Origin of the sequence: Lentzea aerocolonigenes (genome assembly GCF_000974445.1) — a bacterium.
GTDB lineage: Bacteria > Actinomycetota > Actinomycetes > Mycobacteriales > Pseudonocardiaceae > Lentzea > Lentzea aerocolonigenes.
This window is the reverse complement of the sequence record NZ_BBOJ01000006.1, coordinates 103,307-119,870: the sequence shown is the minus strand read 5'-3', so window position 1 is coordinate 119,870 and position 16,564 is coordinate 103,307. Positions and strand designations below refer to the sequence as shown.

Annotated in this window: 17 protein-coding genes; 9 read left to right on the top strand and 8 right to left on the bottom strand. The window is 68.1% G+C overall.

The window, feature by feature from the left end; translation table 11 throughout:
* Position 1 precedes the first annotated feature (1 nt).
* The 5 genes from ctaD to AOM45_RS13395 form a co-directional block, all read right to left on the bottom strand.
* Complete coding sequence (ctaD, locus tag AOM45_RS13415; RefSeq protein ID WP_030466799.1) at positions 2-1,759, bottom strand: aa3-type cytochrome oxidase subunit I; 1,758 nt, start codon at positions 1,757-1,759, stop codon at positions 2-4.
* Positions 1,756-2,919, bottom strand: coding sequence for a glycosyltransferase family 4 protein (locus AOM45_RS13410; protein ID WP_063756999.1), 1,164 nt, complete (start codon positions 2,917-2,919; stop codon positions 1,756-1,758). The genes ctaD and AOM45_RS13410 overlap by 4 nt, the downstream gene beginning before the upstream one ends.
* Complete coding sequence (locus AOM45_RS13405; RefSeq protein ID WP_301313412.1) at positions 2,907-5,018, bottom strand: amylo-alpha-1,6-glucosidase; 2,112 nt, start codon at positions 5,016-5,018, stop codon at positions 2,907-2,909. Before AOM45_RS13405 ends, AOM45_RS13410 begins: the two co-directional genes overlap by 13 nt.
* A gap of 66 nt (positions 5,019-5,084) precedes the next feature.
* Positions 5,085-5,528, bottom strand: coding sequence for an Hsp20/alpha crystallin family protein (locus AOM45_RS13400; RefSeq protein WP_030466802.1), 444 nt, complete (start codon positions 5,526-5,528; stop codon positions 5,085-5,087).
* A 303-nt stretch (positions 5,529-5,831) separates the two neighbouring features.
* A complete protein-coding gene (locus AOM45_RS13395; RefSeq protein WP_030466803.1) occupies positions 5,832-6,935 on the bottom strand; it encodes a baeRF10 domain-containing protein in 1,104 nt (367 codons plus the stop codon).
* Positions 6,936-6,986: 51 nt separating this feature from the next.
* Here AOM45_RS13395 and AOM45_RS13390 point away from each other — a divergent pair, with 51 nt between their 5' ends.
* The 3 genes from AOM45_RS13390 to AOM45_RS13380 all read left to right on the top strand — a co-directional run bounded on the left by AOM45_RS13390 (position 6,987) and on the right by AOM45_RS13380 (position 9,092).
* Entirely contained in the window at positions 6,987-7,529 is a 543-nt protein-coding gene (locus AOM45_RS13390) for a hypothetical protein (RefSeq protein WP_051783040.1), read from the top strand.
* 346 nt (positions 7,530-7,875) lie between these two features.
* Positions 7,876-8,805, top strand: a complete 930-nt coding sequence (locus AOM45_RS13385) for a S1C family serine protease (RefSeq protein WP_236703444.1) — start codon at positions 7,876-7,878, stop codon at positions 8,803-8,805.
* Positions 8,802-9,092: an iron-sulfur cluster biosynthesis protein gene (locus AOM45_RS13380; RefSeq protein WP_156093723.1), complete on the top strand. Its 291-nt coding sequence runs from the start codon at positions 8,802-8,804 to the stop codon at positions 9,090-9,092. The genes AOM45_RS13385 and AOM45_RS13380 overlap by 4 nt, the downstream gene beginning before the upstream one ends.
* 70 nt (positions 9,093-9,162) lie before the next feature.
* On the opposite strand, the gene AOM45_RS13375 is transcribed toward AOM45_RS13380, so the two are convergent.
* Positions 9,163-9,345, bottom strand: a complete 183-nt coding sequence (locus tag AOM45_RS13375; RefSeq protein WP_030466807.1) for a hypothetical protein — start codon at positions 9,343-9,345, stop codon at positions 9,163-9,165.
* A gap of 30 nt (positions 9,346-9,375) precedes the next feature.
* Between AOM45_RS13375 and AOM45_RS13370 the strand changes: the two genes are divergently transcribed.
* The 4 genes from AOM45_RS13370 to AOM45_RS13360 all read left to right on the top strand — a co-directional run bounded on the left by AOM45_RS13370 (position 9,376) and on the right by AOM45_RS13360 (position 12,640).
* Positions 9,376-10,512, top strand: coding sequence for a glutathione-independent formaldehyde dehydrogenase (locus AOM45_RS13370; RefSeq protein ID WP_030466808.1), 1,137 nt, complete (start codon positions 9,376-9,378; stop codon positions 10,510-10,512).
* Positions 10,513-10,850: 338 nt separating this feature from the next.
* Complete coding sequence (locus AOM45_RS13365; protein ID WP_081902005.1) at positions 10,851-12,086, top strand: glycosyltransferase; 1,236 nt, start codon at positions 10,851-10,853, stop codon at positions 12,084-12,086.
* Positions 12,087-12,098: 12 nt separating this feature from the next.
* Entirely contained in the window at positions 12,099-12,239 is a 141-nt protein-coding gene (locus AOM45_RS50815) for a hypothetical protein (RefSeq protein ID WP_156093724.1), read from the top strand.
* Positions 12,240-12,370: 131 nt separating this feature from the next.
* On the top strand, positions 12,371-12,640 hold the full coding sequence (locus AOM45_RS13360; protein WP_156093725.1) for an STAS domain-containing protein: 270 nt from the start codon (positions 12,371-12,373) through the stop codon (positions 12,638-12,640).
* 53 nt (positions 12,641-12,693) lie between these two features.
* On the opposite strand, the gene AOM45_RS13355 is transcribed toward AOM45_RS13360, so the two are convergent.
* Complete coding sequence (locus tag AOM45_RS13355) at positions 12,694-13,869, bottom strand: zinc-dependent alcohol dehydrogenase (protein ID WP_030466811.1); 1,176 nt, start codon at positions 13,867-13,869, stop codon at positions 12,694-12,696.
* Positions 13,866-14,408: an SRPBCC family protein gene (locus AOM45_RS13350; protein ID WP_030466812.1), complete on the bottom strand. Its 543-nt coding sequence runs from the start codon at positions 14,406-14,408 to the stop codon at positions 13,866-13,868. The genes AOM45_RS13355 and AOM45_RS13350 overlap by 4 nt, the downstream gene beginning before the upstream one ends.
* A 282-nt stretch (positions 14,409-14,690) precedes the next feature.
* On the opposite strand from AOM45_RS13350, the gene AOM45_RS13345 reads away from it, so the two are divergent.
* On the top strand, positions 14,691-14,993 hold the full coding sequence (locus tag AOM45_RS13345) for a hypothetical protein (RefSeq protein ID WP_030466813.1): 303 nt from the start codon (positions 14,691-14,693) through the stop codon (positions 14,991-14,993).
* Between the two features lie 134 nt (positions 14,994-15,127).
* Complete coding sequence (locus tag AOM45_RS13340) at positions 15,128-16,558, top strand: recombinase family protein (RefSeq protein WP_236703433.1); 1,431 nt, start codon at positions 15,128-15,130, stop codon at positions 16,556-16,558.
* Positions 16,559-16,564 lie beyond the last annotated feature (6 nt).

The following is a 16,564-nucleotide window of genomic DNA, read 5'->3' as shown; positions in this document are numbered from 1 at the left end:
CTCAGTCCGGGTCGGTGTCGTCGCGGTGGGTGGGTGCGAGGGCCTTCTCGGTGGTCTCGTCGACGCCGGCCGGTCCGCGCCGCAGGACCGACACGTGGGCCTCCTTGCGCATCCGTTCGACCATGTGCGGGTGGTGCAGCTCGAAGGCCGGTCGCTCGGAGCGGATGCGCGGCAGCTCGTGGAAGTTGTGCCGGGGCGGCGGCGACGTCGTGGCCCATTCGAGGGAGTTGCCGAAGCCCCACGGGTCGTCGCGGCCGGCGGGTTCGCCGTAGCGGTAGCTGCGGACCACGTTGTAGATGAACAGCAGCGTGGACAGGCCCAGCAGGAACGCGAACACCGTGGAGACCATGTTGAGGGTCGTGAAGTCGTCGGTCGGCAGGTAGTCGGCGTAGCGACGCGGCATGCCGTTGGAGCCGAGCCAGTGGTGCACCAGAAAAGTGCCGTGGAACCCGATGAACTGCGTCCAGAAGTGCAGCTTGGCGAGCCGTTCGTTCATCATCCGGCCGGTCGTCTTGGGAAACCAGAAGTAGATCCCCGCGTAGGTGGCGAAGACGATGGTGCCGAACAGGACGTAGTGGAAGTGCGCGACGACGAAGTACGTGTCGTGCACGTGGAAGTCGAGCGGTGGCGACGCGAGCAGGATGCCGGACAGGCCACCGAACAGGAACGTCACCAGGAACCCGACGGAGAACAGCATCGGCGACTCCAGCGTGATGGCACCCTTCCACATGGTGCCGATCCAGTTGAAGAACTTGATGCCCGTGGGGATGGCGATGATGAAGGTGGTGGCGGAGAAGAACAGCAGCAGAACCGCGCCGGTCGCGAACATGTGGTGTGCCCACACGACCACCGAGTACAGCGCGATCGCGAGCGTCGCGTAGACGAGACCCTTGTAGCCGAACAGGGGTTTGCGGCTGAACACCGGCAGCACCTCGGTCACGATCCCGAAGAACGGCAGCGCGACGATGTAGACCTCGGGGTGGCCGAAGAACCAGAACAGGTGCTGGTACAGGATCGGCCCTCCGTTCGCCGGGTCGAAGACGTGCGCGCCGAGGTGCCGGTCCGCGAGCAGACCCAGCAGCGCGGCGGTGAAGATGGGAAACGCGATCAGCACCAGGATCGACGTGACCAGGATGTTCCAGGTGAAGATGGGCATCCGGAACATCGTCATGCCCGGTGCGCGCAGGCACACCACGGTGGTGACCATGTTGACCGCGCCCAGGATGGTGCCGAGCCCGCTGATCACGAGTCCGGCGGCCCACAGGTCTCCGCCGACGCCCGGTGCGTAGGTGGCCGTGCTCAGCGGGGGATAGGCGGTCCAGCCGAAGTCGGCCGCACCCGCGGGCGTCACGAAGCCGTACATGACGATCAGCCCGCCGAAGAGGTAGAGCCAGTACGCCAGGGCGTTCAGCCGCGGGAACGCGACGTCCGGTGAGCCGATCTGCAGCGGCAACACGTAGTTCGCGAACCCGAACACGATCGGTGTCGCGTAGAGCAGCAGCATGATCGTGCCGTGCATGGTGAACAGCTGGTTGTACTGCTCGTTCGACAGGAACTGCAGGCCGGGCCGGGCGAGCTCGCCGCGCATCAGCAGGGCCATCAGGCCGCCGGCGAGGAAGAACCCGAACGATGTCGTCAGGTACATCAACCCGATCTGCTTGTGGTCGGTGGTGGTGAACAACTTCAGCAGGGTGGAGCCCTTGAGCTGCCGTCCGGTCGCTCCCGGGTCGGCCACCGGCGTGGGCTTGAGCGCGGTCATGGTGCGTGACTACCCGTCGATTTCGGGCCGACACCGGTGTGCTCACGCCATTTGGCGACGGGCACAGCCAACGTGTGGCCGTTCCCGTTGGTCGTTGCGACGTGGGACCTGGGCAGCCCGACGCCGTTGCCCGCTCGTGCGATGACCGAGCGGTACAGCGACTCGTAGCGCGACGCCATCAGGTCGACGTCGAACCGATCCCGAGCGTCCGAACGACAGTGCAGCGGGCTCAGCGATTCCACGTCGCGCAGCCCGGAAATGAGTTCTGCCACGGAGTCGCAGACGAACCCGGTCCTTCCGTGCACGACCACCTCCGGCACGGAACCCCGGCGCAGTGCCACGACCGGAGTGCCGCACGCCAGCGCCTCCGCCATCACGATGCCGAACGGCTCCGCCCACTGGATCGGGAAGAGCAGGCAGCGCGCGGCCGCGAGCAGGGACAGCTTGCGCGTCCTGCCGACTTCGCCGAGCCACTCGACCCCGCTGCCCAGCATGGGTTCCACCACGTCGTGGAAGTACCTCCGCTCGTCGGGTTCACGGCACTTCGCGGCGATCAGCAGCCGCACGCCCGCCGCACGCGCGGCCGTGATGGCCGTCGGGATGCCCTTCTCCGGTGTGGCGCGACCGAGGAACAGTGCGAAGTCCTTCTTTCGTGAGCAGTACGGGAAGTCACCGACCTTCACGGCGTTGTGGACGGTGCCGGCCCAGTGCATCGACGGTGCGGCGACGCGCTGCGCGTCGGACAGCGCCACGAGGTGCACGCTGCGACCCAGGTGCCGGTAGTACCGCCCCATCTCGCCGGTCACCGGGCCGTGCGCGGTCACCACGGTCGGCAGGTCGCGGCCGCGCGCCAGCAGCGGACCGGCCAGCGTGTGGTCGTGCACGACGTCCACGTCGAGGCGGTCGAGCAGGTCCGGCAGTGCGGCTGCGTGCACCACCTCTGGCATGGCCTGTCCGATGCGTTCCTGTTGCGCTGTCAGTGAAACAGCGATGAATCGGGCACGAGTCCGGTTGCGGCCGACGCCGATCAGAGTGACTCGCACGCCACGTCTTGTCAGCTGGTCGGTCAGGTCCGCGCACATCGACTCGATGCCGCCGTACGCGGTCGGGGGAAGCTCGAACCAAGGGGGCGCCACCATGGCGACTTTCAGCTGCTCCATTCTGGACGAATCCCCGTGGCGCGCGCGGTGAAACCTGTTGGGACGTCGTGGACTGCGGAGATTTCGTCTGGTAGCCCGGCAACCCTGACCTCCGTGTCGACCTCCACCGTGACCCGCGCGCCCGCCAGCGGCACGTTGTCGATCGCGAGCGGCAGGAACGCGCCGGGCAACGCGGGCGCGAGCCGGACCTCACCGTCCGGCACCGACGGCTCCAGCCGCAGCAACACCCGGAGCAGGTGCACCGGTGCGGCCGAGGCCCACGCCTGCGGCGAGCAGGATGTCGGGTACGGCACCGGGCGGGCATAGGAGGCGCGGTCGAACCCGCACAGCAGCTCGGGCAACCGGCCGCCGAACGCGTCGGCGGCGTCGAACACGGCGGTGGCGACGCGTTGTGCGTGCTCGACGAACCCGTACCGCATCAGGCCGGCGGCGACGATGGCCGAGTCGTGCGGCCAGACGGATCCGTTGTGGTAGCTCATGGGGTTGTAGGCGCCCATGTCCGACGCGAGCGTGCGCACACCCCAGCCGGTGAACATCTCGGGTGACAGCAACGACGACGCGACGTGCGACGCCTTGTCGTCGTCGACGATGCCGGTCCACAGGCAGTGCCCGACGTTGGATGTGACTGCGTCGACCGGCCGCTTCTCGTGGTCCAGCGCCACGGCGTAACGACCCTGTGCGGGAAGCCAGAACGTGTCGTTGAAACGCTTCTTCAACTCGGCCGCGCGCTCGTCCCAGTACCGGGGATCGGCGCCGGTGGCCCGCGCGAGACCGGCCCGCGCGCGAAAAGCCGCGTACACATAGCCCTGGACCTCGCACAACGCGATCGGGCTGCGGGCGATCGTGCCGTCGGCGAAGTTGACGCCGTCCCACGAGTCCTTCCAGCCCTGGTTCACCAGTCCGCGTTCGGTGGCCCGCTGGTACTCGACGAAGCCGTCGCCGTCGCGGTCGCCGTAGCGGTCGACCCACTCGAGCGCGCGGTCGGCGTGCGGCAGCAGCGCCTCGACCTGCTCACGCTCGATGCCCCACCGGCTGAGCTCGCCGAGCAGCACTACGAACAACGGCGTGGCATCGGCTGTGCCGTAGTAGATGTTGCGGCCGCCCAACGCGAGCGACACGTCCGCGCCGAACCTCATCTCGTGCGGGATGCGGCCGGGTTCCTCCTCGCTGTTCGGCTCGACCACCTGACCCTGATGGCGCGCAAGGGTCTGCACCGTGCCGAGCGCGGGCGACGGGTCGAGGGCGAGCGCCATCAGCGACGACAGGATCGAGTCGCGCCCGAACAACGTCATGAACCACGGCGCCCCCGCCGCGAGCACGACGTCTTCCGGCCGGTCCGGATCGAAGATCCGCAGTGCGCCCAGGTCCTCGCGGCTCTGCCGGAGCGTGCGCATCAGCGCGGGGTCGCCGAACACCCGGAGCACCGGGCCCATCTCATGCCACCGCCGTGCCCGCAGCACCGGTGCCGACTGTTCGACCGGGTGGTCCAGTGGGAACAGCGGCGGAGCAGGCTCGCCGTCCACCACCGGCCGCGCGACCACACGGGTCGACCACTCGCCTCGCGCGGGCACGAGCACGTGGAACGTCAGCCGATCCAGCGCGTACTCGGCGTGCTCGCCGCTCACCCACAGGCCACGGCTGCGGCGGCTGAGTCTCAGCCCGTCACCGCGCACCTCCGCGGCGTGCCTGTCGTCCGGGCGCACCCGGTCTTCCTTGACCTCGAAGAGATCCGCGAAGTCCGCCTGGACGTGCACGGTCAGCGTCACCGCCACGTCCGCCGGGCCGTAGTTGCGCAGCACCACGTCTTCCCGCATGCCCGCGCCGACGTACCGGGTGCGTTCGACCAGCAGCGAGCTTTCACCGTGCTGCCCGAGGTGTGCGCGGCCGAGGAACGTCGTGCGGAACGGCTCGCCGGGCACTACGGTGATCGGCTCGACCGGCGCACCGTTGAGCAGCACCCGCCACCTGGACACGATGCGCGTGTCCAGGTAGAAGGTGCCCTGCGGTCCCGCGGGATGGATGTCGCCGTCGTGGCCGCAGACGCAGAACGACGTGCCGTTGACGAGGGTGACGATCCCGCCGCCCGGACCGGACGGCAGCGCCGGCGGCTGTCCCTCGAACGCCCAGCCCTCGGTCACGTTTCCGCTACCCACACAGGACCTCGCTCAGGAGCCGGTGTTCTGAGCCTCGATCACGCGTGGCTGCTCGCTGCCGCCGGCGATCTCGACGCGTCGGGGCTTGCTCTCCTCCGACACCGGGATGCGCAGGGTGAGCACGCCGCGGTCGAAGCTCGCCTCCAGTCCGTTCATGTCCAGGTTGGCACCCAGGAAGAACTGACGGCTGAACTCGCCTTGCGGCCGTTCGTTGATGATGACCTCGTCGTTGTCCCCGTGCAGTGGGCGACGGGTCGCGCGGATGGTGACGACGTTGCGTTCGACGGTCACGTCTACGGTGCTCGGCTCGACACCGGGCAGGTCGACGTGCACGTACACCTCGTCGCCCCGGCGGTAGGCCTCGATGGGCATCGTCGAGCGCGTCCGCGTGCCGCCCAGCACCTGCTCGGTGACGCGGTCGAGCTCGCGGAAGGGGTCGAACCGCATGAGTGTCATCGTCCTGTCTCCTCTCGTGGCGGACACCACCAGGCTGGCAAACGACCGGGCCCGCTCGCGTACTCCTGCGAGGTCCAACTTCCCCGCCCGCGTTCGTGCTCCAGAGACAGGACCACCCGTATCGGCCGGAAGAGACGTGCCGCACTCCAGGCCTTCGCGCAGGCCGCGGCGGAACCGGCCTGGTTCCCGGTGCCGGGCCTCACGGGCAGCGAATGCGACCGTCCACTGTGGATTTTCCGGTCGAGCAGCACGAACGTGCCCGTGGTCAGTGAGCACATCGGCCGCCGGCGCCCGCAACCCGCGCTAGGGGAGCGGAGGGAGTGGAAACCTGAGATGAGCGGCCACGACGTGCTCGCGCAGCGGCGTGTCCACCCGCACGTGTTCGACCGATCCCGCCTCGTTGACCACCGTCTCCACCAGTTCGTCGAGTACGTCCGGTGTACGGCGAAGCTTCCTGCCGCACAGCGGGCAGTCCGCGCCTTCGGTGGCGAGCCAGTGGTTCTCGTCGCACACCACGCCCGGCGTCATGACGTCGTCCTGCACGAGCAGCACGTCCACGGCGGCCGTCGCTCCGGCCCACAGGCAGTCGCGCAGTCCCACGGCCGCCAACCCGCCCGTCGCGTGCTTCTCCAGGGTTTCCTCGACCTGCGTGCGCTCCTGTTCGCGCTCGTACCGTTCGAGGATCCGGTCGGCTTCCGTTCGTACAGCGGCGTTCGTGGCGCGGTCGAGGTCGACGTGGAACTCGCCGGCGATCCTGTTCTCGAGTTCCTTCGGCAGCATCTCGACGAGCCCGGCGACTTCCTCGTGCACGCCGCCGAGCACGAGAATCTCGAAGTTCCCGGCCCGCCACAGGTCGTGCACGGCGCCGACCACCCGTCGGAAATGCCGTTTGTCCAGTTCCTCGTCCCGGTGGCCGTCGAGCTCGGGCGCGACGGGGTCGCGGAGCTTCTCCAGCTCCTCGATCTCTTCCTGGTACAGCGCCCACAGTCGCGCCTCGCGCCGCGTGGTCACCACGACCAGCGCCCGGTGGTACTCGTCCAGCACGCCGAGCATGGGCCGTACCCATGGTGTGGCGTCCACGACGACCCGATCCGTGACGTGCCGCGGCAGCTCGACCTGTTCGAAGAGGTCCCTGCCGCTGCAGGAGAACATCGCGACGGTTGTCGAGTTCCTCCAGTTTCCGGTGCGGATCGCGTTCTCGATCCGGTCGAGATCGTCCCGGACGGACAGCCGCGCCTCGCGGTCCAGGTCGTCGTCCTCGGCGAGCGGCTTGAGCTCGTGCAACATGCTGGACACCTTGGACACCACGGCGCCGGGTTCACCACGCACGTCCACGTAGACCGAGGTGACGGGCAACCCGTCACCGCGAAGCCTGATGATGCGGTCGATCGTCTCTGCGGTCAGCATGTGTCCAGCGATACCCGTGTTTGGCTCGGCCATGCACGGCTATCTGGAGCCATGGCCCACTTCAGTCTCGACCCGGCCCTGGTGCGCGAGTTCACCGAGGACCAGCTGGCCCCCGCGGACGAACGGGAACTCGTGAACCAGGTAGCCCGCGTCCTCCCGTTCCACGCGGAGCTGCCGCACGCTGTCGCCGCGGACATGCTGCGCGTGGTGAAGCACGTGGGCGGCGACAGCGCCCTGCTGTCCTGGCTGGACAGTCATCCCGGCCATCCCCGCCTGGTCGCCAGAGTGTTCCGCGTGATCGGCGTGCTGGACGAGCTCACCGCGCGTCCGGACGTGGTGTCGGCGCTGCGTTCGCTGCGCTCGTCCGACGGTGACCCTCCTGACCTGGAGGGTGTTCTGCCGCCTGCCACCGACGACTCCACGCTGGCGAGCCTGTCGTGGCGGATCGAACGGCTGCTGGGGGACGCGCGTGACTCCGAGGCCGTGCGGCTCGCAGTCGCGTCGGTGGACCTGTTGCGCCGGATCGTGCCATCGCTCGACGCGGAACTGACGCGACTTCGGGAGGACCTGTGCAGCGCGGATTCCGGCGGGTAGCCGGGTGTCCTCGACGCCCGCACGCCCGTCTTCGCGGTGTTCGGCAAACGGTGAACCGGTCGAGTTCGGTGGAGTGCGCCTTCTCCTGTGAGGACGAAGTTTCCGTCCGCGTTCGTCCTCCAGGAGCAAGTCGCCGACCGGAGACGAACCCCGGAGACCCTGCGGCGTGCCGGCGCACGAGGGCGGAGACTGCGCGTCTGTCCTTCTTGGACGCTCAACGTGGTGGACCTGTTGCCGCAGGTCCTTCCCTCGCTGCAAGCGAATCTGCTGGGATTTCAGCTGTACCTCGTGTGAGTCGGGTATCGGCGGGTAGCCGGGCGACATGTTCGCACGAATTCTGACTTTCTTGCTCTTGTTGCTGGGCGTGGTCGCATGCTCGGACAGTCGGTCTCCGCCGCCTGCCGGTGCGGGCTCCTACGCCGACGTGGTCACGCGCACCGCGCCTTCGGCGATGACCGTCCGCGTCGAGGACGGCGTGGGCAGTGGCGTGGTGCTGCGTTCTGACGTGGTGGTGACGAACGAGCACGTGGTGAAGACCAACCGGCAGGTGCGCATCCGGTACGCCGATGGGCAGGAGTCCGGTGGCGAGGTGCTCGCCACGGATCCGTTGTCGGATCTCGCGGTGATCCGCACCGAGCGGAAGAACCTGCCTGCTGCCGAGTTCCGCGACGAGCTGCCCAGGCCGGGGGACACCGTGCTGGCGATCGGGAGTCCACTCGGGTTGGAGTTCACGGTGACGGCGGGGATCGTGTCCGGTCTGCACCGGACGTTGCCCGGCGGGCCGCAGGTCGAACTCATCCAGACCGACGCGCCGATCTCGCCCGGCAACTCCGGTGGCGCACTGCTCGATTCAGCCGGACGTGTCATCGGGATCAACGAGGCCTACATCCCGCCGGCGCAGGGCGCGGAGTCCCTCGGGTTCGCGATTCCGTCCGGCGTGACCCTGAACGTGGCGGAGAAGTTGTTGTCCGCCGGCAAGGTCGAGCACCCGTACCTCGGGGCGTCCTTGGGGGACCTCACGCCGGAGATCCGCTCGCGGTTCGGGATTTCCGCTGAACGCGGAGCTCTGGTCCTGGGGGTCGAGCCCGGAGGGCCTGCCGAGACCGGCGGGATGCGAGCCGGGGACGTGATCGTGGCGATGAAGGGTGAGGAGGTCGGCGATGTGCAGGACGTGCAGGCCGTGTTGAGGTCTTCGCGCGTCGGGGAAAGGACGTCTGTTTCGGTGCAACGCGGGGAGCAGCGGACCGAGTTGACGGTCGTCCTGGGTGGTCGATGATCGATCGGGAGGTTGCAGTGCTGGAGATGACGCCTGTTGCGGCCGGTGTGATCAGGGAGCTGATGGCGGGGGAGGGACCGTCGGCGGGACTGCGGCTCGACTTCGCGGACGGCGACCTGCACGTCACGCGAGCCGACGCGCCCGAGGAGGGCGACGAGGTGGTCACCGCTCGTTCCGGCGAACGTGTCTTCGTTTCGCCGGAATCGGCGGACTATCTGAGTGACAAGGTCCTCGATGCCCGCACGGACAAGGACGGCACCCCTGTCTTCGCGGTGTCAGGGCGGTGAGGCACACGTCCAGGCCGCGGTTCGTCATCCGCTCACCGCCCGCACGGCGAGCTCGGGTGCTCGACCAACGTCAGGGCCTGTCGGACGCGGCACTGTCCGAGAACTCCCACCACGCGAGGGAGACCCAGTCGCCGTTGACGAACGCGTCGACGGAGGTCCCACCGCCGCGGATGACCACTTCCGTGCCGGCTGGATACAGCGTGCCCGACAGTCCCTGAACGGAGACAAGCAGCGTGCCAAGGCGTTGCGCCATGGCACGAATCTACTGCCGAAGTTGGTGAACATGAAGGCTGTCGTTTACAAGGAGCCGTACAAGGTAGCTGTCGAAGAGGTACCGGACCCGAAACTCCAGCACCCCGACGACGTGATCGTCCGCATCACCTCGACCGCGATCTGCGGATCCGATCTGCACATGTACGAGGGACGGACCGCCGCCGAGCCGGGCATCGTGTTCGGGCACGAGAACCTCGGCGTGGTCGAGCAGGTGGGCGACGGTGTCACCGCGATCAAACAGGGCGATCGGGTGGTGATGCCGTTCAACGTCGCCTGCGGGTTCTGCGTCAACTGCGTACGCGGCTACACGGGATTCTGCGTCACGGTGAATCCCGGGTTCGCCGGTGGCGCCTACGGATACGTGTCGATGGGCCCGTACCCCGGTGGGCAGGCCGAGAAGCTCCGCGTGCCGTACGCGGACTTCAACTGCCTCAAGCTGCCGCCCGGAAATGAGCACGAACTCGACTTCGTGTTGCTGGCCGACATCTTCCCGACCGGCTATCACGGCTGCGAGCTCGCCGAGGTCACCCTCGGCGAGTCGGTCGCCGTGTTCGGTGCCGGTCCGGTCGGCTTGATGGCCGCCTACTCCGCGCTGTTGCGCGGTGCGGCCGAGGTGTTCGTGGTCGACCGCGTGCACGAGCGGTTGCAGAAGGCACAGGAGATCGGCGCCGTGCCGATCGACTTCACCAAGGGCAACGCCGCGCAGCAGATCGTCGAGCAGTGCGCCGAGCTCGGCGGTGCGGACAAGGGCGTCGACGCTGTCGGATACCAGGCGCACTCGGACAGCGGCGCCAAGGAGGAACCGGCCGTCGTGCTGAACTCGTTGATCGAGGCGGTTCGTGCGACCGGCATGCTCGGCGTGCCAGGACTGTACGTGCCCGCGGACCCCGGTGCGGCGGACGAGAAGGCGAAGCAGGGCATGCTCCTCGTGTCGATCGGGCGCATGTTCGAGAAGGGCCTGCGGATGGGCACTGGTCAGTGCAACGTCAAGCGTTACAACACGGGGTTGCGTGACCTGATCATCGCGGGCCGGGCGAAGCCCAGCTTCGTGGTGTCGCACGAACTGTCGCTCGACGAGGCGCCGATGGCGTACGAGAAGTTCGACAAACGGGTCGACGGTTTCACCAAGGTCGTGCTGCACCCGTGACCGGAACGGCCGCCGGGTTCGTCCTGGGAGGCCGAAGAGCGTGGCCGCGTTCGCGTGCACGCCGGTGAGCCGGACGTGCCGGCGGGGACGCCCGCCGGCACGAAGTCCGTGCGGCCCGGTCAGGTCCCCGGTGGCTGCTGCCTTTGCGTGAGAACCGGAACAACGACGTACGGCCGCGCCCCGTGTCGCCGCCACACCTGTGTGAACCGGCGTGACCAATCAGGACCGTCGACTTCGTCCTCCTCTGCTGAAGCGCCACCGTGGCCGGTTCGTCGACGATTGCCTTCTTCATTCGACGCGAGGAGGCGGACGTGAAGCACGACCGATTCCGGATCGCGATGGTGTCGGCACAGGAGTCCGGTGCCGGACAGTTCGTGCACGTCGCAGGACTGGCTGCGGCACTCACCGCCGGCGGCCACGACGTCACGGTCTACACCCGCCGGGAGTGCTCGCGTCCGCCCGGCCGCGACCGCACGGAGTTCGGCTACGACGTCGTGCGCGTGTCCGCCGGGCCCGCGCAGCGCGTCGACGAGGACGAGATCGTCCCGCACCTGGGCCGGCTCGCCGATTCTCTCGGCCGCGAGTGGCGGGACAACCCGCCGGACGTCGTGCACGCGCACGGTTGGACGTCCGGACTGGCCAGCGTGCTGGCCGAACGCCAAGGGATTCCCGTGGTGCAGACGTACTACGGGATCGGCGGTTCTGCCAGGCGGCAGCAAGGAGAACGACTCGTCGGCGGAGAGGCGACGCGGGTCGCCGCGATGTCGTCCAGCGAGGTGTTCACGCTCGTGCGCATGGGGGTCGATCGACGCCGGATCTCCGTCGTTCCGACCGGTGTGGACGTGCGGATGTTCACTCCGTGGGGACAAAGCGCCAAACGTGGTACGCGGAGTCGCATCGTGGCGGTGTGGACCACTGCGTCGCACAGCGGGCTGGCCGACCTCGTGAAGGTGCTGTGCCAAGTGGACGACGCCGAGTTGGTGATCATCGGCGGACCGGGAAAACGGCACCTCGGGCGGACACCCGAGGTGCGGCGGTTGCGCGCGTTCGCCACGTGCGCAGGGGTCGCGGACCGGATTGTGTTCACCGGCGCCGTGCCGCGTGAGCAGACGGCCGATTTGCTGCGTTCCGCGGACATTGTGGTGTGTGCGCCGCGTTGTGAACCGGTCGGCCACGCCTCGCTCGAGGCGATGGCGTGCGGCGTGCCCGTGGTGGCGACCGCGGTGGGCGCGTTGGCGGACTCGGTGGTCGACGGGGTGACGGGTGTGCACGTGCCGCCTGGCAGGCCGCGTCATCTGGCCAAGGTGCTGGGCGGGTTGCTCGGCGATGAGATCCTTCGCGAGGAGTTCGGTGTCGCGGGCCGCGACCGGGCGTGTGCGCGGTACTCGTGGGACCGGGTCGCGGCCGACACCGTCCGGGCCTACGAACGGGCGGGCGCGCGGACCTCCGGCTCGGTGCAGCTGGCCGTCAGCGCTGCACCCGGTCGCGGTGATCTCGTCGCGTGCGGGGGAGTGACTCCTGCCGCGGCACCTCGGGCTCCGGAAACGGACGACGACGAGTCGTCAGGCGGATAGTGCCGGTCGCGCGTGGGCCAGTTCACCGAGCGTGTGGATCTTGAGTTCTGCGATGGCAGACCCGGCATCGTGATCGCCGAGCTTCGCGGCGTCCTCGACGACGCCGCCTGCGGTCACCGCCAGCAGGAGCGCCGCGAGAAACTCCGGAAGTGACCCCGCAGGTCTACCGCCTGCCGGGGAATTCTGCCTCGCGGACCGAAGCGTCGCACGCGTGTGGTGCGGGACCGTCTTCACCCGGAGATCTGCTGGAGGTGCGCATCTTGGTACCCGTCACCGTCGCGAAGATGACCAGACTTCGCGTGATTCATCTCAGTGGGGAGATCGATGCGTCCACTGTGGACCTGTTTGTCCGCGAGATCGAGCCGCACCTGGACATGTCGAACGCCACGATCGTGCTGGACCTGAGCCAGGTGACGTTCCTGGGAACCGTCGGCTTGAAGGTGCTCGCCCAGGCCGAGCGACGCGTGAACCGGGCTGGGTCGAAGCTCCGACTGGTCGGTGCGACTACGGCTGTTCAGCGTTCGCTCGAGATGCTGGACGCGCTGCGCGCGTGACTCACCCGCGTTCGGTCACCGTGCTCGTCGCGGTGACCGAACGCGGGTGTCTGTCAGGGTTTGAGGACGACTTTCTCGCAGTTGTCCTGCTTGTTCTTGAACATCTCGAAGCCGCGTTCGGCCTCGTTGAGCGAGAGGGTGTGGGTGATGATCCTGGTCGGATCGATCTCCCCGCGTTCGATGCGTTCCAGCAGCGGCTTCATGTAGCGGTGGACGTGGCACTGCCCGGTGCGCAGTGTCAGCGAGCGGTTCATCCACGCGCCGGCGGGGAACTTGTCGATCAGTCCGCCGTACACGCCGATCACCGAGACGACGCCGCCGCTGCGACAGGACATGATGGCCTGACGCAAGGCGTGCGGTCGGTCGGTCTCGGACCGCACGGCCTGCTTGACCCGGTCGTAGGCGGAGATGTGCGGGCTGCCGTGCGTGGCTTCCAGGCCGACGGCGTCGATGCACTTGTCCGGTCCGCGCCCACCGGTCAGCTCCAGCAGCCGCGACCGCACGTCGACCTCCTCGAAGTTCACGGGCGTGTGGCCTGCCTGTGCCGCCATCCGCAGCCGATAGGGCTCCTTGTCGATGGCGATGACCTCCGCGGCGCCGAGGACCCTGGCGCTGTCCATGGCGAACTGGCCGACCGGGCCGGCACCCCAGACCGCCACCACGTCGCTGGGCCGGATGTCGCACATGTCGGCACCCATGTAGCCGGTGGGCAGGATGTCGGAGAGGAACAGCACCTGCTCGTCGGTCAGGTCCGACTCGATCTTCAACGGGCCGACGTCGGCGAACGGCACGCGCGCGTACTGCGCCTGACCGCCGGCGAAACCGCCGGTCAGGTGCGAGTAGCCGAAGATCCCCGCGACGGGGTGCCCGAACATCTTCTCCGCGATCCCGGCGTTCGGGTTGGTGTTCTCGCAGCACGAGTACAGCCCGGCCGCGCAGGCGGCACACGCGCCACAGGCGATCGGGAACGGCACCACGACCCGGTCCCCGACGCGCAGCCGGTCGGGGGCGACACCGGGGGCGACCTCGACGACCTCGCCCATGAACTCGTGCCCCATGACGTCGCCGTCCTGCATGGTCGGCACGTAGCCGTTGACCAGGTGCAGGTCCGAGCCGCAGATCGCGGTGGAGGTGATCCGGACGATGGCATCGCGGTTGTTCAGGATCTTCGGGTCCGGCACGTCGCGGACCTCGACCTTGTTGCGGCCCGCCCAGGTGTTCGCCCTCATGCGTCCGGTCCCTTCTCCAGTTCGGCGTCCGACAGCGGTTGTGCCGGGCGCTGCGGGAACTCCTCGCGGGCCCGCTTGCCCCACGGGGCGCCGTCGGACCGGACGACCTCACCGGTCTCCAGCACCTGCTTGAACCGGCGCAGGTCGTCGTCGAGCTGTTGATGCGGTTCCTCGCCGAAGTACTGGGCGACCGCCTTGCCGATCGCACCGCCCGGAATCTCGTACACCAGGCCGACGTGGACCTCGGTGCTCTCGCCGTCCGGGGCGGGCACGAACCGGACCGTGCCGGCGTTCGGCACGTCGGCGTCGCCGGTCGACCGCCAGGCGATCTTCTCGGCGGGCACCTCGTCGGTGATCTCCGCGTCCCACTCCACGTTCTGACCGAACGGGGCGTCGGCGACCCAGTGGCTCGTCCGGCCGCCGGTGGTGCGGATCTCTTTGAGATGTCCCATGAACGTCGGGAGGTTCTGCAGGTCGCGCCAGAACGCGAACACCTCCGCGACGGGTTTGCGGACGGTAGTCGCAGCTGTCAATTCCATGGATCCTCCTTCGCATGCCCCGAACCAACGGCACGGAGCCGATCGCCCCGGCTCGGTGATCGGTCCGACGGACAGCGCCGGTGACCCCGCTGAGGGCTCGTTGTGGTCGTGGACGACGTTCCGGCGCGGTAAGGTCCACCGCCTCGTTCAAGCCGGGGGTCCACTCGGACCGAACTACCCCTCGGAGTTGCGCCTAATCTCGCCGGTCGACCGAAATGCGTCGGCCGCGGCGCGGTTCACTCGTGTAGACGTCCAGACAGCGGGAACACCGCGTACGTGGCCATGTCGAAGTTGCGGGACGTAGCTACGGCGCCTGGCCCGTTCGCGTTGGTCCACCTCGTTGCATCACACGACACGGAGGACGCGGCCAAGGTCACCGAACTGCGCTGGCGAGGACTTCGCGACCAGCTCGAGGACCAGGGCACGCCGGAGGAGACGCTCGCCGCCCTGGACGAGGCCGTGCCGGCGGCCGATCCGCCCGCCGGCAAAGCCGGGCGCGTGCTGATCGCTTCGGGCGCACAAGTGCTGGTGGACAAACTCTGCCGGTGCCGCCGTGTGTCCCCTGCACCGTTAGATGACATCTGAGTGGGCTAGCCGTGATGGGGAGCTGGCCCGATGTCTGGTGTGGCTCGCGCTTGGTCTGTTCGGGTGGAGATGGACAGGACGTCGTCACGATGCCTCTGGCGTGTGGGTCTCGGTTTTGACCGAGGGAGCTGACTGTGGCCACGTTGACGAACGCCGAACTGGTTGCCGCGTTGACGGGACGTCGCCGTCCAGTGGCACCGTCTGAGGAGCCTGGCCTGCGCTTTGCGTTCTACGGCCGGATGTCGACGAGCAAATTTCAGGATGTGCAGACGTCTCGCGCGTGGCAGCGCGCCGTGTCGGATGAGTTGATCGACGGCGTTGGCTCTGTCGTCGCGGAGTTCTTCGATGTGGGTGTGTCGCGGCGGTGGTCGTGGCTGGACCGTCCGGAGGCTGCGGCGTTGCTGGCGGCTGCCGCGGGCCCTGATCGTGACTTCGACGCGGTTGTCGTCGGTGAGTACGAGCGGGCGTTTCACGGCGATCAGTTCCGCGAGGTCGTGGCTCGGCTGAACGCACTGGGTGTCGAGGTATGGCTGCCGGAAGCGGGAGGTCCGGTGGAACTCGGCAGCCCTGTGCATGAGGCGTTGATGGTGTTGCTGGGTGCACAGGCGCAGCGTGAGGTGGCGCGTGCGCGTCAGCGGGTGTTGGCGGCGATGCGGTCTCAGACGCGGTTGCAGGGGCGTTTCCTGGGTGGACGGCCGCCGTACGGCTATCGGTTGGTTGATGGTGGTCGTCATCCGAATCCTGTGCATGGTCGGTGGGGCCGGCGTGTGCAGGTGTTGGCGCCGGATCCGGTGACCGCGCCGTGGGTGCGATGGATTTTCGCCGAACGTGCACGCGGGCGGACGGTGGCGTCGTTGGCGCGTGAGCTCAACGAGCGTGGCGTGGTATGCCCGTCGGGCGCGGATCCGAAGCGGAACGCTCACAGGTCGGGAGAGCGGTGGATCGTGCGGACGGTGGCGATGATTTTGGAGAATCCGCGGTATACCGGTCGGCAGGTGTGGAATCGAAGCAGTACGACAGGTCACGGGTCACGCGGACGTGTTGGCGGGCGCGGCTCGGGTGCGCTGCGGTACAACCCGGTCAGTGAGTGGGAAGTGTCCGAGCGCATCGTGCATGAGCCTCTCATTGATGACGAGACGTTCGTCGCGGTTCAGGGCTTGCGGGTGGCGACGCCTGCCAAGGACGGGGAGGTTCGGCGCTACCTGCTCGCCGGGCTCGTGGTGTGCGGGCTGTGTGGCCGGCGGATGGATGGGCACTGGGTTCATGGGCGAGCGGGCTACCGGTGCAGGCATGGCTTCAGCAGCGCCAAGCGACGCCCCGAGAACGCACCGCGGAACCTTTACGTCCGAGAAGACCACCTGCTCGAGGCGCTGCCACATCTACTCGCGCGGACTGCTGGGTCGGTGCAGGAAGGTGTGGGCGAGGAGTTGGTCGATCAAGTCCGCGAGCAACGCCTGCAGATTCACTATGACGATTACCGTCTTGAAATTCGACCTGCACCACTAATCCTGAAAACCATGGAGCCTGCTCGTCGTCCAGTTCAACCGGCGCTCGCGTTGGATTAGTGCGCT

What these genes read in the sequence shown, in the direction of transcription:
- ctaD (WP_030466799.1), bottom strand. Translation starts at nt 1,759, where the DNA reads ATGACCGCGCTCAAGCCCACGCCGGTGGCCGACCCGGGAGCGACCGGA.
- AOM45_RS13410 (WP_063756999.1), bottom strand. Translation starts at nt 2,919, where the DNA reads ATGGAGCAGCTGAAAGTCGCCATGGTGGCGCCCCCTTGGTTCGAGCTT.
- AOM45_RS13400 (WP_030466802.1), bottom strand. Translation starts at nt 5,528, where the DNA reads ATGACACTCATGCGGTTCGACCCCTTCCGCGAGCTCGACCGCGTCACC.
- AOM45_RS13395 (WP_030466803.1), bottom strand. Translation starts at nt 6,935, where the DNA reads ATGCTGACCGCAGAGACGATCGACCGCATCATCAGGCTTCGCGGTGAC.
- AOM45_RS13390 (WP_051783040.1), top strand. Translation starts at nt 6,987, where the DNA reads ATGGCCCACTTCAGTCTCGACCCGGCCCTGGTGCGCGAGTTCACCGAG.
- AOM45_RS13380 (WP_156093723.1), top strand. Translation starts at nt 8,802, where the DNA reads ATGATCGATCGGGAGGTTGCAGTGCTGGAGATGACGCCTGTTGCGGCC.
- AOM45_RS13375 (WP_030466807.1), bottom strand. Translation starts at nt 9,345, where the DNA reads ATGGCGCAACGCCTTGGCACGCTGCTTGTCTCCGTTCAGGGACTGTCG.
- AOM45_RS13370 (WP_030466808.1), top strand. Translation starts at nt 9,376, where the DNA reads ATGAAGGCTGTCGTTTACAAGGAGCCGTACAAGGTAGCTGTCGAAGAG.
- AOM45_RS13365 (WP_081902005.1), top strand. Translation starts at nt 10,851, where the DNA reads ATGGTGTCGGCACAGGAGTCCGGTGCCGGACAGTTCGTGCACGTCGCA.
- AOM45_RS13360 (WP_156093725.1), top strand. Translation starts at nt 12,371, where the DNA reads ATGACCAGACTTCGCGTGATTCATCTCAGTGGGGAGATCGATGCGTCC.
- AOM45_RS13355 (WP_030466811.1), bottom strand. Translation starts at nt 13,869, where the DNA reads ATGAGGGCGAACACCTGGGCGGGCCGCAACAAGGTCGAGGTCCGCGAC.
- AOM45_RS13350 (WP_030466812.1), bottom strand. Translation starts at nt 14,408, where the DNA reads ATGGAATTGACAGCTGCGACTACCGTCCGCAAACCCGTCGCGGAGGTG.
- AOM45_RS13345 (WP_030466813.1), top strand. Translation starts at nt 14,691, where the DNA reads ATGTCGAAGTTGCGGGACGTAGCTACGGCGCCTGGCCCGTTCGCGTTG.